Here is a 17,261-nt window from a genome sequence, read left to right on the forward strand (position 1 = left end):
ATAGAATCCTTTTTATTTGTTTCTATAACAGGTTACTCGTCAGTAGCTAATGAGGTCAATAGCCGTGCAATGAATTGTTACAATCGAGTGTTTGATCTTACTTTTTATCAAAATTCATCGAAAAATCAAGAAACTGTTTTGCTGGTATGGGTCTACTAAAATAGAAGCCTTGCATAAAATCACAGTCTAATTTGTTCAACAAAGTATGCTGCTCTTTTGTTTCTACGCCTCGGCTACCACTGTCAGCCCTAAACTGTGCGACATGGCAATAATTGCCTTTACGAGATTACAATCTTCATTGTTTAGTACAATACCGTCAATAAAACTTCTATCTATTTTAAGTACATTAAACGGATACTCCCTCAAATAACTTAATGATGAATAACCTGTACCAAAGTCATCCATTGATAAGTTAATGCCTAATGCTGTTATTTCAGTCAATATATCAACAACATTAGTGTGGCAACTCATCAATACTCCCTCAGTTATTTCAAGCTCTAAACTTTCGGGATTTACGTTTGCTTCACTCAATGAGTTTTGAATAAAACTGAGCAGCCCTACGTCCCTAAATTGGCGAGGCGATAAATTAACAGCCATGGTGTATTGCTGTGTGCGTTTACAAGTACTTTGCCATGTGTTTAAAAAATCTAATGCTTGGCTAATTACAAACTTGCCAATGGGTACAATTAATCCTGTATTTTCGGCAATAGGTATAAACTCATCGGGTGTTACATTACCTAGCACAGGGTTATGCCAGCGTAATAACGCTTCTGCGCCAATTATGTGTTTATTTTTGGCGTCAAATTGGGGCTGGTAGAATAACTCGAACTCATTACGTTCAAGGGCGCCACGCATCTGCTCTTCTATTACTAGTCGGCGCTGAATAATTACATTCATTTTTTTAGTAAAAAATGAATAAGTATTACGGCCATATGATTTTGCTTGATACATTGCAGTGTCAGCGTTTCGTAATAAATCAGCTACTGTATTACCATTTTCTGGGTATATGGCTACACCAATACTCGCTGTAAGTATGTGTTCTCGGCCCTCAATTTTAAAAGGGGCTCTAAAGTTATTGACCAGTTTTTCAGTAATTTTTAAAGCAGAATGGTGATCAGTTATACCTCGTAGTAATACGATAAACTCATCCCCACCTAGGCGCCCTACCGTGTCGTCTTTTCGCAGTGCCTCTTGTAGCCTTTGCGCTGATTCAATTAAAAGTTTGTCTCCTGTTTCATGACCTAAGGAATCATTTATTTTTTTAAAGTCATCTAAATCCAAAAACAGTACCGCAGCTTTCTCGTTATTTCTTTGTACTTCAATAAGCGATTGCGACAAACGATCAAGTGCTAAAAAACGATTAGGGAGTAAAGTTAGACTATAGTAATACGCTTGATGTCTAATTAGTTCATCTGATTTATGCTGTTCTGTAATATCTCGAATAATAACCATTAACTGGTTATATTCTGTTATTTTATTTATTCTTGCTTCAAAAAAAACGAGCCCATGGGGTAAAGCTAGCTCATATTTAAAGCTCATCATCTGCTCTTTTTCTAATACGAGGCTGATATAGGTTTCAAATTTTTTGGCTACAGCGCGCGGGAGTACATCACCCATTTTTTTACCAATAAATTGCTATGGCTTGGTGTAGAGATCGGTCTCATTACTGGCATGATACTCAATAATAGTTCCATCATTTTCCATCAAGAAAAATAGGTCAGGAATTGCCTCAAAAATAGTTTTTAGCATATCCTCATTAAATGATGCATCTGCTTGTGCCTTTTTAACCTCAGATAAGTCAATATCAATGCAATACATTTGTTTTGTATTATATTGATTTGTAAACATAACATGGCTAGAAAAAACAGATACACTTTCGCCATTTTTACCTTTTAGGGTAATTTCGGATGCTGGAATTTCTATGTCTTTTTCTACCCAATCACGGTGTGCCTCAATTACAAATTCACACATTGATTCTGGAATTATAAGGTCTTCTATTTTTTGCCCTATGGCCTCTTCTTTGGTGTATCCGTAAAGTCGCACACTGCCTTCATTCCAATAAATAACACGACGCTCATTGTCATAACATTGAACAGAAATTACATTTACCGCATCAAATAACTGGTGCAAATAGTCGTTAATTACAAATTAGTTGGTTAAGTCTGAAGCAACGTCGTCTAATTTCATTTTGAGGCTATATCCATAAGTAATTTTATTTAGTAATAAAAAACACCAAATAATAATTTAATTTTAATATTAAATTTCCATGTACATTATATACGCCATTATACAAAACAAAAAAAGAGCCGAAGCTCTTTTTTAATAATTGTTAACTGTATTTAAACTCTATAAAAACTGAATTTATTTTTTTGTCACATCATTTGGATGTTCCACGCCAATCCATGCTTTGAATAGTGCTTTTTGCTGTGGCGTTGCCTCTTTATCAGCAACTACTTTTTTAGGCTTATCGAAATCTTCTGATAATACTAATGTTAAGCTTTCAAGTGCATCGCGACGAAGATAGTCAACGGTTACTTTGTCGCCTGCCTTAAACGTTTCTAGGCTAGTTTTTAAATCTTTACCTACGTGATGTTTGTTTATAGCGACAATTTTATCATCGGTAGTTAAACCCGCTTTCCACGCACTGCCACCACGGCGTACATAACTTAACGTCAGTAATTCACCTGTATTTTTGGCGGTAGCATCAATACTTGCAAGTGCTTTTGCTTTTTCAGGACGCTCAAACTTTAAACCTACTTTAGTAAGTAAATCGTCAAAGTTAATACTTGCAGGCGACTCTACATTTTCTTGCCACCAGCTTGAATAATCACGTCCTGTTAAATCTTTTAAGATATTAAGTACATCTGTATCTGTAAATCCAGCGGGCATTTTATGATTGTTATAAAGTGCTTTGTGCACGTCGCGATAGCTTATTTTACCTTGGCTTTTTTCTAGTAAGTCAATATCTAAAGCAAGTGAAAGTAACGAACCTTCTGAATAAATATTGGTGCTGTAGTTACGTGCGTGATCGCCACCTTGATTAATCCATTTATCAAAGCTTGTTTCGCTTGCGCTTTGCACTTCACGGCCCGGTGTTTGCAAATGACGGTTAATGGTTTTACTCATTACTTTAAAAAATTCATCTGTTGTTTGAATGCCTGAGCGCACTAATAAATGATCTTCAAAGTAACTTGTTGAACCTTCTGCAATCCACAGCAGTTTTGAATAGTTCATATTAGTGTAATCGTATGGCACTAAACCTTGAGGGCGATATGCTTTAACATTCCATGTATGAACAAACTCATGCGCAGCGGTGCTAATAAAACCTAAGTAATCTTCGCGGCTACCAAATCGGTCACGTGGTCGTTGAATAATTGTTGAGTTTAAATGCTCTGTTGCACCACCAGCTCCTGATGTTGCATGCACCATAAATACATAACGCTCATACGGATAGCCATCCCAAATTACATTACCCGTGGCAACTAATTTTTTAAGATCGGTAAGCATTAGCTCTACATCGTAGTTACCATCGCCCCATATAACTAAATCATATTCACGCCCTTCTACTTCAAATGTGTGTAGTTGGTTAATACCCGTTTCGATTGGTGAATCAACAAGTACATCGTAATCGGCTGCTTTAAATGAATTTTTGCCTTTTAAATTATTCATACCCGATACAGAACGCCACTTTTTAGGCACGTCTAAATTAACGGTTACAGGCTCTTGGCGAAATGATTCACTAAACATAAAAAAGCCTGACGCATCTATAAATGCATGGCTGTCGTCAATGTGGCGAGCACGTTTACCAAGCTCATTTGCATACACCTGGTAGTCAACATTTACTTCTGTAGGTTCATTAAGATGTACACGCCATGTACTGTGATCTATTTTTTCCCATTTTAGTTCTTTGCCATCTTCATCTTTGGCTTTGAAGTAGCGAATGCCATTTGCAAGATTTAACATTTCGTAGCGACCCGTGCGCCACGCAGGAAGTTTTATATCAAGGTGTGCTTGCGCTGTTTTTGGAAACTCAACACTTACATCACCTAAATGATGCTGTGGTTGCGAGATTTCTAAAGAATAATTTACATCGGCAAATACAGGCGCTGAACATGCAGCTAAAATTGAAAGGGCTAATAACTTTTTCATAGAGACTCTTAGTGGAAACTTAATTGCTTACAAGACTAACAAGCCCCTATTTAAAAGTGAATTAAATACGATAAATGACCCTATATACGAGTTTATAAGTAGTAGCTTATTAAAATTTCTAAGTTTTTTACTAGATAACTACACATAATAAAAATTTGTTGTAAACTGAAGATAATGAAATTAATTTGATGGCGGTATGCTTAGGTGTCACAAAGATCTAACGCAACAGATAAAAAGCTAAAACAAGCAATTGATGCGCGTATGGCTGTTGAGAGCGCTCGTAAACATCAAGTAGATGTTCTATGTGACTTTACAGCTAAACTATCGTTGAGCTGTAAAGGACTAGATATCGAGTTAGATAATCGCCTCGCCAAATTTAGAAGTGCGCTTAATAAAGGCATGAGTTTTGAAAACCTTGCTCCCCTTATTAGTGAAACTTTAATCCTACTTAAAAACCAAGAATCGATTCAACAAGCTCAGCAACGTAATTTATACAACAGTGTGCAAAGTGCCGGTAAACAATTACAAAAAACCAAAGGTTTACCTGACGATACTCGTAGGACTCTAAGAAATTTACTCGATCACGAGATTAATAACGTTCATTCAACTCATGGTTACATTCCGCTACTTGATCAACTTATTAGCTTTTATCATGAAGCGTTGCTTACCAAGCAAAACCCTCAAGTTGATCAGCAGCGCCCAGTAAAACAGGCGCGTGCAAAAAAACTACTTGAGCTCGCAAATGAACTTATACTTGAAGAAGAAGCTACGCTACAAATTAATAAGATAAAAAATAATATTACAGAAAGTGACTCAATCGATACATTACTTGATGTTGCAATTAGTATTATTGATGTAGTGGTAAAAAATATAAGTAAAGAGCGTAAATCCGCGCAAAGCTTTTTAGTTTCATTAAATCAAACCCTCGAAGATCTTCATAACTCTATCGTCTCAACTAGCAAGCACTCTGAGTCTATGGAAGTTGAGTTTGACTCACTTAATAAAAGCATTGAACTAAAAATAAAAAATCTTAATGAGCAAACGCAAAAAGCTACATCAATCTCATCTTTAAAAGAACTCGTAGATAACGAATTAAAATCAATAAGCGAAGATTTTATAGCAAAAGAAAAGTTAGAACGAAAAGACAGAGAAATGCTTAGCGCTAGCTTTAATGAAATAAATACTCGAATTGTTACTTTAGAAGATAAGTTAACAACGTATAAAAAACGCTTAAACGAACAGCGCTTTAAAAGCTTACTAGATGGGCTTACAAAACTGCCTAACCGGGCTGCATTTGACGAACGTTACAATCACGAAATGCATTTGTTTAATGTGCAGCCATCAGATGTTACGCTTGCAGTTATTGATGTTGACCACTTTAAATCTATCAATGATAGATTTGGCCACACCGCAGGTGATATTACCTTACAAGTTATATCGAAAGCGTTGCAAAAATCGGTAAGAAAGTCTGATTTTATAGCGCGTTATGGCGGTGAAGAATTTGTACTATTAATGCCAGGTGTGTCGCTAGAAAACGCAACATTACCCCTGGATAAAGTAAGAAAGGTAATTAAAAATATACCTTTTAAATTTAGAGAAAAACAAATTGAGATCACTATTTCGGTAGGTGCAACTCAATTTAAAAAAGGCGATACCCTATTAAAGGCATTTGATAGAGCTGATGATGCACTTTACGAAGCCAAAAATTCAGGGCGAGATAGACTTTGTACCAGTAAATAATGTCATAGCTATTATAACTTTTATGACAAGTAGTTTTACGATTTAGTAGTAGGAGCACGTCTATGTTAATACAGTTAAACCCAACTGGGGTTTTAGATTTACTGTCGCAATTAGAAGTTGATTTATTAGAGCAATCGTCTGCTAGTGAGCGTTATAAATTATTTAGAAACTGCGTACTTGCAGTCCTCAATGTAGGTAGTCATACCGACGACAGTAACGATATATACAACAAATACAAAGATTTTGATATTCGTTTAGTAAGCCGCGAACGAGGTATTAAAATTGAACTTGAAAACCCACCCGAAACCGCATTTGTTGATGGCGAAATAATTACCGGTATTCACGAACATATATTTTCTGTTATTCGTGATATTTTGTTTATTTGTCAAAAATACGAAAAAGATTTAAAAGAGCAAAAAGCCATAACCCATATGGTGTTCGATATGCTCAGAAATGCAGGTGCACTGCGTGTTAAAAGCGAGCCTAACATGGTTGTTTGCTGGGGCGGACATTCAATAAACGAGGTTGAATATAAGTACACAAAACAAGTAGGTTACGAACTTGGTTTACGTGGATTAAATATTTGTACCGGTTGTGGTCCTGGTGCCATGAAAGGCCCAATGAAAGGCGCAACTATTGGCCACGCAAAGCAACGTAACACCGATAATCGCTACTTAGGTTTAACAGAGCCAAGCATTATTGCTGCCGAGCCACCAAATCCTATTGTAAACGAACTCGTTATTTTACCTGATATTGAAAAACGCCTTGAAGCTTTTATTAGAACAGCTCACGCAATTATCATTTTTCCTGGTGGCGCAGGTACTGCTGAAGAGTTGTTATATTTATTAGGCATATTGTTGCACCCAGATAATACTAAACAATGTTTACCTGTTATTTTAACTGGCCCCAAACAAAGCGAGGCGTACTTTAAAGAGCTATGCGAGTTCGTTGAAATGACACTTGGTAAGGAAGCGTTGGATAAGTTTGAAGTAATTATTGATAATCCTGAATTAGTCGGTCAAAAACTAAAGTCATCGATGGCTAATGTTCGTGATTACCGTAAAAGTGAAGGTGATGCTTATTACTTTAACTGGACATTAAAAATAGATAACGACTTTCAACAACCTTTTGCACCAACACATGAAAATATGGCAAGTTTAGATTTACACCTTGATCAGCCTAAACAGCTACTCGCGGCTAATTTGCGTAGAGCTTTCTCTGGTATTGTTGCTGGTAATGTAAAAGACGAAGGCGTTAGAGCCATTAAACAAAACGGTCCATACATTTTAAGTGGCGAACCTGCCCTTATGACAAATATGGATAAATTATTACAGGCATTTGTTCTTCAAGGTCGCATGAAGCTCCCTGGTAGTAAATATGTTCCATGTTACAAAATAAAAGCATGAGTTTTATAGTTTGAAACCCCATTTACTTCTTATAGATGCGCTTAATTTAATTAGGCGCATTTACGCCGTTGACGCGAATCAAAAACATCATAGCGACGAGCAAATGATACAAACGTGCTGTGCACGTGTAGCCCACGCCTGTAAAAAGCTTTTAGATACGAGTAATGCAACCCATGCCATTGCTGTGTTCGATGGTGACAAAAGCTGGCGTTATCATTTTTATAAAGACTACAAACATTCACGCGCGCCAATGCCCCAAGTATTAAAAGATGCTCTATTGCATTTTAAAGCCGCAATTGAAGAAACAGGTATTGTAGTATTTGAGCCTATTAACGATGAAGCTGATGATATTATTGCAACGCTTGCCTTTAAGGCATCAAATAATCAAATAACGAGCACTGTTGTTTCTACTGATAAAGGCTTTTTACCTTATATTGGCCCTTACATTACAGTTTACGATTACTTTAAAAAGCTCTATCTAGATAAGACAAGTATAAAAGAGCGTTTTGGTGTTGAGCAAAATAAACTCGTTGATTTTTGGGCATTAGCGGGCGATAAAACAAATGATATTCCGGGAGTTAAAGGAATAGGTACTAAGTCTGCGCAGCAAATAGTTAATAACTATAATTCAATTGAACAAGCAGCCGAAGATGAGTCTTTAAGCCCGAGTATTAAAACAAAGTTAGCCGCTAATATGGATATGTACGTAATTTCAAAGCACTTGGTTAGTTTACGCACCGATATAAATTTAGGTTTTAGTTTAAAGCAGTTAAGACTTAATTAGTCGCAAGTTAATAGCCTCTAAACATTACAAAACGTATACTGATATTAGTTACCGGAGTCAGAGTAAGCCATATTGAAAAAATTTATCCGATATTTAATTTTAGGTTTAGGGCTATATGCACTGATAGCTGCATTGGTGATTACCTTTTATAAAGACGATCCTCAAGCTATGATTTGGCAAGACCGAGAGGCTTTCAATAAACGTTACATCGAAAAACTATCACTTGAGCAGCCAACAACACTAAATAGTGTTCTTGATTACTTAGGCAGCCCCGATCTTACTTATGCCAAACGAGATGGTGAACAAGTATTTCAGATAGTTTTTTATCGTACACAACATAAAACATCTGACGGTATTACCACTATGGATGAATGTACTGGCCTATTATTTAAAAATGGGCAGCTGTTTTTATGGGGCCCGAGTGCATACAATAAATACCAAGAACAAAATTAGGTGAAGATTTAATGGATGAAGCTGTTTCAACTACCTTAGAGCAGCTGCTTAATAATACGCAGCTGTTTTTAAGTTATTATAACAATAAACAAAAATGGACAGCTCTATATCCAATGGCAAGTAAACTAGCTGAGCAATATAGAGTGCTCTACAGCAAACAGCCATTCGCATTACAATCCCGATTAACGCTTTATAATCCAAGTTATTCTTATGCAACAAATTTAGTTGTTAGTCAGAGCGTCATAACTGCTGCCCTGTGTAAATCTCAAAATTATAATAGTGCCTTAAGTGAGCTATACATAGCCGCTACACTCATTGAACATTTATGTGTTGGAGCGCAATTAAACAAGCTTTGCGAGCAAACACCTTTTCAAGATTCTGATAAAAAAATTTGGAAAATGCGTCATCAGTTAGCAGCAAAAGTAATGTTAGCTAGTGGCGATTCAGCAAAACCTGTTACGCAGTTACTAGCTAAATTAAATAAGTATAAACAAGCATTGGTAAGTGCTCCTAAAATAATGCTTTACGATGGGGGCATAACGCTGATTGCTCTAGCAAATATTATTAGCATGAACATTACGAGCAACACGGCTAATAAACATATAAGCTTATATAAAGCACTTACCGATTTGTACATTCGCACACCTAACTTGTTCGCACTGCAATTAATTAAATCACTAATAGCGCATTTAGGGCCATTATTACCGGGAAGCCGCGTTTTATACGCTGAGCAAACCATGATTTATTTAGCAACTGATGCACAACAACGGCATGTTTTAATTAGTACAGCAAATCCAAATAAATTAACCTGGTACAGAGTAAAAGCAACGCTTAACGATAATCCAAAACAATGGCATTGCACTGATAAAACCATTAGCTTTAAAGTATTTAACAGTGAGCATGTAAAACCACAAAGTGAGCTTGAGATTGATAAGGCACAATCTTTACTTGAGCTAATAAGTAATATTAAGTTACAGCACGAATACAGCTATAAAGGATTAAGCCTGCTGATGGCGCCTCACCCTCTCGTAATTGCTAATTTATGCGAGGCAGTAAAACCATATAATAAAGAACATCAGCCCGCAAAAGACTTAAAACATAGTTTATCTATGGTCGGTTATTATAATGCACCTGCAATAATTCAACGGGTTGTTTTTGAACAATTAGTTAATGTTACCCCACATCCATTGCAAGCCTACGTGACTAACAGATTAAATGGATTAGTAAAAATAATGGCTTTATTGGTTAGTAAAAATGACAATGACCAGTTTGAGCACATTACTTTACCTTTATACGCTTACGCCCATTTTTTATTAACGCAGTGCGGTACACAGCTTTCTCGTAAAACGCTGATTGACGACACACCAAATAAAACATTGAGTGCCCCTATCTGCTCCTTTTTTGGGGTAAATGCAATTAACACCGAACAACTAACACAACAGCTTACTCTTTTATTGAGTGATAACCCATGGACAGCAGCACTCTTAGAAGCAGAGCAAACACCTAAAAAGCACTTAACTGAGGCCCATAAACTTTGGATCACACTTAAGGTTGTTGCTCAAAATGTGTTTAAACCAGAACTTTCGCTAACTCCGTGGCAGCAGCAAACGTTAAATGAACAGCTAAAAATACTCAAGTGGCATAACCAAGCTGATTTTTATCAACAATTAGAATCTCTTGAGTTGTTTAATAGTATTTAGTTTATTAGAAGCTATTTTATGTCTTTATACCCATTATAACTTTCGTGTATACCCAGTATTTTTTGTATAAACTAGCAAAATGGGTGATAAATTGGTATAAATGCGCCCTTAAATTTTCAAGCACGTTCACATAAATGTTCTAACAAGCGGTTACTCTCTCAGAGTAATAATTTATGTGCAAATCAAACTCTTTAAAGGAAAAGTCAATGGCCAAACAAACCATCACAGTGATCAAAGGCGACGGCATCGGTCCGAGCATTATCGACTCAGCACTTGAAATATTAAAAGCCGCAGGTTGCGACTTTGATTATGAATTTGTTGATGCTGGCCTAGCTGCACTTGAAAAAACAGGTGAGTTATTACCGCAAGAAACAGTTGATACAATTGCTAAAAACAAAATCACTCTTAAAGGCCCATTAACTACGCCTGTAGGTGAAGGTTTTACATCTATTAACGTAACACTTCGTAAGCAATTTGGTTTATACGCTAACGTACGTCCAGTTAAATCATTTGTTGGTACTAAAGCGCGTTACGACGATATTGATATCATCACTATTCGTGAAAACACTCAAGGTATGTACTCAGGTGCTGGCCAAGTAGTAAGTGAAGACGGTAATGAAGCACAAGCAAAATCGATAATTACGCGTGAAGGCGCAGAAAAAATCGTAACTTTTGCATACGAGCTAGCGGTACGCGAAGGTCGTAAAAAAGTAACTGCAGTTCATAAAGCTAACATTTTAAAATCAACATCTGGTTTGTTTTTAAAAGTAGCACGTGAAGTAGCTGAGCGTTACCCACAAATTGAATCAAATGAAATGATTGTTGATGCAACATGTATGAAGCTAGTAATGACACCTGAAGAGTTTGACGTAATTGTTACGACTAACTTATTTGGTGATATTTTATCTGACCTTTGTGCTGGTTTAGTTGGCGGTTTAGGTATGGCTCCAGGTGCTAACATTGGTGAAGACGCTGCAATTTTTGAAGCTGTACACGGTAGTGCACCAGATATTGCTGGCAAAAACCTAGCTAACCCAACATCTGTAATTTTAGCGTCTATTCAAATGCTTGAGCATTTAAATATGGGCGATACTGCAGAGCGTATTCGTAGTGCTGTTGCTGATGTAATTAAATCAGGCGACCGTACAACTCGCGATTTAGGTGGCAGCCACGGTACAACTGATTTCACTCAATCAGTAATTGACCGTTTATAATTAATATTTGTTATTAATTTAAATAGCCCGCTAATTTAGCGGGCTTTTTTGTGTTTGCTAACTGCGTTTACTAACCTAGTGTATTTATGCAGGTTAGTATTAAACCTAAATAAACTTAACAGTAATAATCCTAATAAACCCGTCAGTGATCCGCCACTTGAACCCGAACTACTTTGTTGTTTTTGTACAGTAGCAGATAACTCTTGAGTAAAAGTATCATTGGTTTGAGTATCAGTAACATTCAACGTTACGTTATAAGTCCCGTCAGCTTGATAAGTATGCCTTGGGTTTTGTAAATTTGATAACGCACTGCCATCACCAAAATCCCAACTGTAAGTATAACTATTAAAGCCGCCGGTTACTTGGGCATTAAATTGTGCGCTTAAATCACTAACTGTAACGTTTGCGTTTATGCTAAGCGGAACATTAGCAGTTACATCAATCGCTTTTGATTGTTCAGTGCCTTCGTCATCTGTCACTGTAAGCGTTACTTGGTAATCGCCAGAGTACAAATAATTATACGTAAGCGATTGAGTCGCTAAAGTACTTCCATCTCCTAGCTGCCAATTATAAGTATACGGTGCGATTCCACCTGTAAGCGATGCCTCAGCTGTTAAAGCTCCTTGGTTTATTACATATTCAATTTCATTTACAGTTAATGGTTCAACTAATGTAACTTGTGCTACAGCGACTTGCTGTGAAGTACCATTATCTGCCATAAACTCAACGTTATAAGTGCCATAGTCTTGGTATTCATAAGTAGGCGTTAACTCTGTGCTGGAGCTTCCATCGTCAAAACTCCACGTAAATTTGTCCGCAGGAGTAAGTGCAAAACCTTCTACACTAAAATTAACGGTTAAACCGTTTTTAGTAAAATTAATTCCCTTAGTAACATCGTAAGTAAGCTCTACTTCTATATCTTCACTGTCTGCTGACTGGCTTATAATATTAAAGCCAAAACCAACCTGTGGAAGCACAACACCCGATGGTTTTTGCGCTTCAAAGCTATAATCGGTTTTATCAGTAAACCCGGTGATAGCTGATAAATCATCATCACCTAACCCTGCCCTTTGTTGATATAGGCTAAAAGCAGCATCACGTATTTGAATTGCTGAAGCAGCCGGAGTTTGCGTACTGCCCTTATTTATTGAACGCTGATCGGCATCTACCACTAATGCAAAACCACTACCTGGATGCTCGGTAGTGTTATTATCTGCTTGAGATTCATTGCTGTACCACAATAATAAGCCTGGTGAGTACTGCTCAGCTTGTAAGCTACTGTCAACGCCTGTGTATGAACGCAGTTGTAGATAGTAATGTGATGGCGATGCATATGTGTAACTACCTACTTTTTCAAAGCCATTAAACTCAGTGTGAACTTGATCTTGTGCATTATTTTGCCAAATTAAAGTATCACTTTGCTCAATGCGCATATCATCAACAACAAAACCATAATAATGTGTGTTCGCATCTGTTATGTATTCAATTTTTAAATCAATTGTTTGCCCAGAATAAGCTGATAAATCAAACTTATGGGTCAAATAGCCGTTAGGTTGCTTAGCATCACTATTAAGAAATGAATCACCTGAGATATACGGACCAATATCACCGTAGTATGGATTAAGCGCTTGCGTATAATTACTCGCGATTGGCTCGCCATTTACTTTTACTTGAACTAAATCGTAATCGCGCTCAATACTGTAATATGCAATAAAGCTTAAAGTAAGTGTCTCAGTTGTGCTTGGTAGCGCTATTGTATTAACTAAGCTATTGCTAATATTGTCGCCCGTATTTGAATAGTATTGAAAATCACCTTCAACTGGATCCCTAAATTTTTCGAGCCTTGGTGGTAGTGTTATTTTTATTTGATTTTGCTGTTGTGAAGTACTCGCAGTATTAATTAATGTTTGCTGTGAGTTAGCCTCTATCTCATCCATATCAAGCGTAAGCTGGTTAACCCAGTTACCCTGGTACCGCTTTTGTAAATATTCAAGCGCATAAGGGCTAAACATAACTGGCTCTGAGCCTCTTGGCGAACCAGCCCAACTTCCTGTCGACATAACTGACCAAGATGCGACAGGCTCACCTACCGTGTTAGATTGTAAGTCGTATTCATCTAATAATCCTAAATCATGCCCAAACTCATGCACAACCACACCAATCCCGGCATCAATAGGGTTAATGGTATAACCAAAGAGCTTAATGTTGCTGCCTGCAATCTCGCTCGGCCCGCTATTTTCATCAAATACATAGTAGCGGTGCGACCAAATAGCATCGGTGCTTAGGTAACCGCCACCCGCTTCTTCGCCAATACTTGAATGAAATACCATTACATGGTCAATAATGCCATTAGGTTCATTAAGGATACCGTCACCATCAATATCATCTAAATCAGTTAAGTCATAATCCGCTAAATTAATATTAAACTTTGCAACTGCTTTCTCCACAGCCTCTTTAATTAAAGCGGGCGCATTTATATCCCGTGTACTGCCTTGGCGCTCACCATATATTTTTGCATTGCTATTAGCGGTTACCCAACCATATACCTGCCCGCTAAAGTTTAAGCTATTTCCCGAAGCCGCTTTATAATAATCAGCAGCCGTTTTTAAGCTTTGTCCATCAGGGCCTGTATAACCTTGAGTATTAAAAAGCATTTGCTGATAGTGCTCAGTTGAATAATCAGCGTAAAACATGTCGGTGTCTTGCTCTACAAGTTGATTGTCGTCATGTTTAAGATCAGGAAAATCAATTAAGATACCTAACACTTTTACATCATTAACGCTTTGATCTGGCACTAGCGACGTTGAAAAAGCGACCTGTTGTTTATTTGTGTTTGAAAAAAAGTTGGAAGAGGATTTAAATTGCCTAAAGCCATTTTTAATTGAGTGATTGGCAACGTCTTTGTTACTCATATATGACTTAAATGAACTATCTAACTCACTTGAAGATATTTGGTCTCTTTTTTTAAGCCAATATGAAATACGCTCTTCGTTAGTTATACCAACATCATGCGGACTTAAGTTATTAGCCGCCACCATAGGGCTTAATAGCGTAGTTAAAAGCGCAATTAACGTCACTTTTTTCACTGTGTTTTCCTCAAACATAATTATGTAGCAATCATACCTAATAATAGAAATTTAAACATGCGATAAAAACATATAGTTAACATATGCAATTAAAGCTAATGGTCTCTCACACTCTTTTATATCTAAAATCGAACTTACAACCTAAAATGCATAATTTCTGCCAGTAAACTCAATTAAACATAGGCTTTCTGCAGGTTTAAATTAAAAAAAGCCACAAAACGAATTTAAAATGCAAAAAACAGCTTTCAAGGTTGACATGAAGGCTTAAAACCCTTAAAAATAAACCTATACAAAATCTTTAATTTAAAAGCAGTGTTTTGCTAAGTAGAGTAAAAACTATGAACACACACATTAATCTTTTAGTCGTACTCGTACTGGTCTTAGTTATAAGCCCAGCGGGGATGTATTAAAAGGTGATACTGCTTTTTAAAAACCCTCGCACTACGCGGGGGTTTTTTTATGCATAAAAAAGCGCACAGAGGAATGAGGATGAGCAAACAAGAATATAATGGTTCTGAACTAGTAGTTCAGGCATTAAAAGAGTTAAAGGTAAAATACATATTTGGCTATCCCGGTGGTTCGGTTTTAGACTTATATGATGCACTTTTTCAGCAAGATGACATTGAACATATATTAGTACGTCACGAACAAGCTGCAACACATATGGCTGACGGCTATGCCCGCGCTACTGGAGACGTTGGTGTTGTACTTGCAACCTCAGGCCCTGGCGCTACAAACTGTATTACAGGTATTGCAACGGCCTACATGGATTCAATTCCTATGGTTGTGTTATCAGGCCAAGTGCCTACAAATTTGATTGGCGACGATGCATTCCAAGAAACCGATATTGTGGGTTGTTCTCGCCCTGTAGTTAAACACAGTTTTAACTGTAGAAGTGCTAAAGACATCCCTACAATCTTAGCTAAAGCTTTTTATATTGCTAGCACTGGCCGCCCAGGTCCTGTCGTTGTTGAGCTTCCAAAAGATATGCTTAACCCTGCTATTAAGTTTGAATACGAATTTCCTAAAACCACCGAGCTGAGAACTTACAGCCCTAATACTAAAGGGCACTCAAAACAAATTCGCAAAGCCGTAACAGCTATTTTAGAGGCCAAAAAACTGGTTATCTACTCTGGTGGTGGTATTGTCATTTCAAATACATCAGAGCAATTAACGCATTTAGTTGAATCATTAAATGCCCCCATTACAAATACACTAATGGGATTGGGTGGTATTTCAGGTGTGCATCCAAACTTTGTAGGTATGTTAGGCATGCACGGCACGCTTGAGGCAAACAAAGCAATGGCTAACGCCGATGTGATTTTAGCGCTTGGTGCCCGATTTGATGACAGGGTAACTAATAATGTTCAAAAGTTTTGCCCTAATGCCACAATTGTTCATGTTGATGTTGACCCAACTTCAATTTCTAAAACAATTAAAGCACACATACCAGTTGTAGGTTGTTTAGCAACCGTACTTGAACAACTACAAGCGGGTATTGATAAAAGCCCAATTAAAATAGACCGCAGCGCGCAAGAAGATTGGTGGCGACAAATTATCAGCTGGCGCGAACAAAAGTGCTTAAGCTACAACACTGATGGCGACAAAATTAAGCCACAAGCTGTAATTGAAGCGGTTTATAAAGCTACTAATGGCGACGCTTACGTAAGTTCTGACGTTGGTCAGCATCAAATGTTTGCAGCGCAATATTATCCATTTAAGCATCCTCGTCAATGGATCAACTCAGGCGGCTTAGGCACCATGGGCTTTGGTTTACCTGCTGCAATGGGCGTAAAGCTAGCCTTTCCTGATAAAGAGTCTGTGTGCATTACGGGTGATGGTTCTATTCAAATGAATATTCAAGAACTATCAACCTGTTTACAGTACAACCTAGCGGTAAAAGTTGTATCACTTAATAACCGCTCTTTAGGTATGGTACGCCAATGGCAAGACATGGTTTACGGTGGACGTCATTCATCATCTTACATGGATTCACTACCTGATTTTGTTAAGTTAGTTGAAAGCTACGGCCATGTAGGCATACAAGTAAACACACTAGATGAGTTACAACCTGCTATCGATAAAGCAATGTCAATTAACGACCGATTAGTCTTTTTAGATATAAACGTTGATGAAAAAGAACATGTATACCCAATGCAAATTAAGTTAGGCGGCATTGATGAGATGTGGTTACGTAAAGGAGTAAAAGCATAATGCGTCGTATTTTATCTATTTTATTAGAAAACGAACCAGGTGCCCTATCACGTATTGTTGGGCTTTTTTCACAACGTGCATATAACATCGACAGCCTAACTGTTGGCACAACTGACGATCAATCACTATCACGTATTACCATTACCACTATGGGTGATGACAGAGTTGTAGAGCAAATTACAAAGCAGGTTAACAAATTAGTCGACGTGCTTAAAATTATCGATTTAACAGAAATGAGTCACATTGAACGTGAGCTATTGCTTGTTAAGGTATTTGCTCAAGACGAGACGACTCGTGCAGCGGTTACGCGAGTAGTTGATGTGTTCCAAGGTGCTATTTTAGATATGGGCCGACAAAGCTATAGTCTACAACTAGTGAGCAGTACAGACAAAATAGAGTCATTTTTAGACACTCTTCGTCATGAAACCGATATTATTGAAGTTGTACGTTCTGGCGCTGTTGGCATTGGTCGAGGCGATAAAGCCTTAAAAGCATAAATTTATAATATAAAGGCA

General features: G+C 37.4%; 10 protein-coding genes and 1 pseudogene. 8 read left to right on the plus strand and 3 right to left on the minus strand.

Annotated features, from left to right (window positions below):
• Positions 1-97: 97 nt before the first annotated feature.
• Positions 98-2,142, minus strand: a pseudogene (locus H5090_RS02075) (EAL domain-containing protein).
• A gap of 219 nt (positions 2,143-2,361) precedes the next feature.
• Positions 2,362-4,149, minus strand: coding sequence for a M61 family metallopeptidase (locus tag H5090_RS02080; protein WP_182694898.1), 1,788 nt, complete (start codon positions 4,147-4,149; stop codon positions 2,362-2,364).
• Positions 4,150-4,353: 204 nt separating this feature from the next.
• Between H5090_RS02080 and H5090_RS02085 the strand changes: the two genes are divergently transcribed.
• From H5090_RS02085 to H5090_RS02110, 6 genes are all read left to right on the plus strand, one after another.
• Complete coding sequence (locus H5090_RS02085) at positions 4,354-5,889, plus strand: GGDEF domain-containing protein (RefSeq protein ID WP_182694899.1); 1,536 nt, start codon at positions 4,354-4,356, stop codon at positions 5,887-5,889.
• A gap of 62 nt (positions 5,890-5,951) precedes the next feature.
• Entirely contained in the window at positions 5,952-7,295 is a 1,344-nt protein-coding gene (ppnN, locus tag H5090_RS02090; RefSeq protein WP_024596931.1) for a nucleotide 5'-monophosphate nucleosidase PpnN, read from the plus strand.
• 10 nt (positions 7,296-7,305) lie between these two features.
• Entirely contained in the window at positions 7,306-8,079 is a 774-nt protein-coding gene (xni, locus tag H5090_RS02095; RefSeq protein WP_182694900.1) for a flap endonuclease Xni, read from the plus strand.
• A gap of 69 nt (positions 8,080-8,148) precedes the next feature.
• Positions 8,149-8,532 (plus strand): DUF3192 domain-containing protein, encoded by a 384-nt coding sequence (locus H5090_RS02100; protein ID WP_024596929.1) that lies wholly within the window; start codon positions 8,149-8,151, stop codon positions 8,530-8,532.
• Between the two features lie 11 nt (positions 8,533-8,543).
• A complete protein-coding gene (locus H5090_RS02105) occupies positions 8,544-10,232 on the plus strand; it encodes a hypothetical protein (protein WP_182694901.1) in 1,689 nt (562 codons plus the stop codon).
• A 206-nt stretch (positions 10,233-10,438) separates the two neighbouring features.
• On the plus strand, positions 10,439-11,446 hold the full coding sequence (locus H5090_RS02110) for an isocitrate dehydrogenase (protein WP_002960311.1): 1,008 nt from the start codon (positions 10,439-10,441) through the stop codon (positions 11,444-11,446).
• Positions 11,447-11,481: 35 nt separating this feature from the next.
• On the opposite strand, the gene H5090_RS02115 is transcribed toward H5090_RS02110, so the two are convergent.
• Entirely contained in the window at positions 11,482-14,532 is a 3,051-nt protein-coding gene (locus H5090_RS02115; RefSeq protein WP_024596927.1) for an immune inhibitor A domain-containing protein, read from the minus strand.
• Positions 14,533-15,021: 489 nt separating this feature from the next.
• On the opposite strand from H5090_RS02115, the gene H5090_RS02120 reads away from it, so the two are divergent.
• Entirely contained in the window at positions 15,022-16,746 is a 1,725-nt protein-coding gene (locus tag H5090_RS02120) for an acetolactate synthase 3 large subunit (RefSeq protein WP_024596926.1), read from the plus strand.
• Positions 16,746-17,243 carry an acetolactate synthase small subunit gene (gene ilvN / locus H5090_RS02125; protein WP_002960314.1) on the plus strand — a complete coding sequence of 166 codons (498 nt, stop codon included), beginning with the start codon at positions 16,746-16,748 and terminating at the stop codon, positions 17,241-17,243. The genes H5090_RS02120 and ilvN overlap by 1 nt, the downstream gene beginning before the upstream one ends.
• The last annotated feature ends 18 nt before the right edge of the window (positions 17,244-17,261 follow it).

This window comes from Pseudoalteromonas sp. SR43-5, assembly GCF_014163835.1.
Classification (GTDB): Bacteria; Pseudomonadota; Gammaproteobacteria; order Enterobacterales; family Alteromonadaceae; genus Pseudoalteromonas; species Pseudoalteromonas distincta.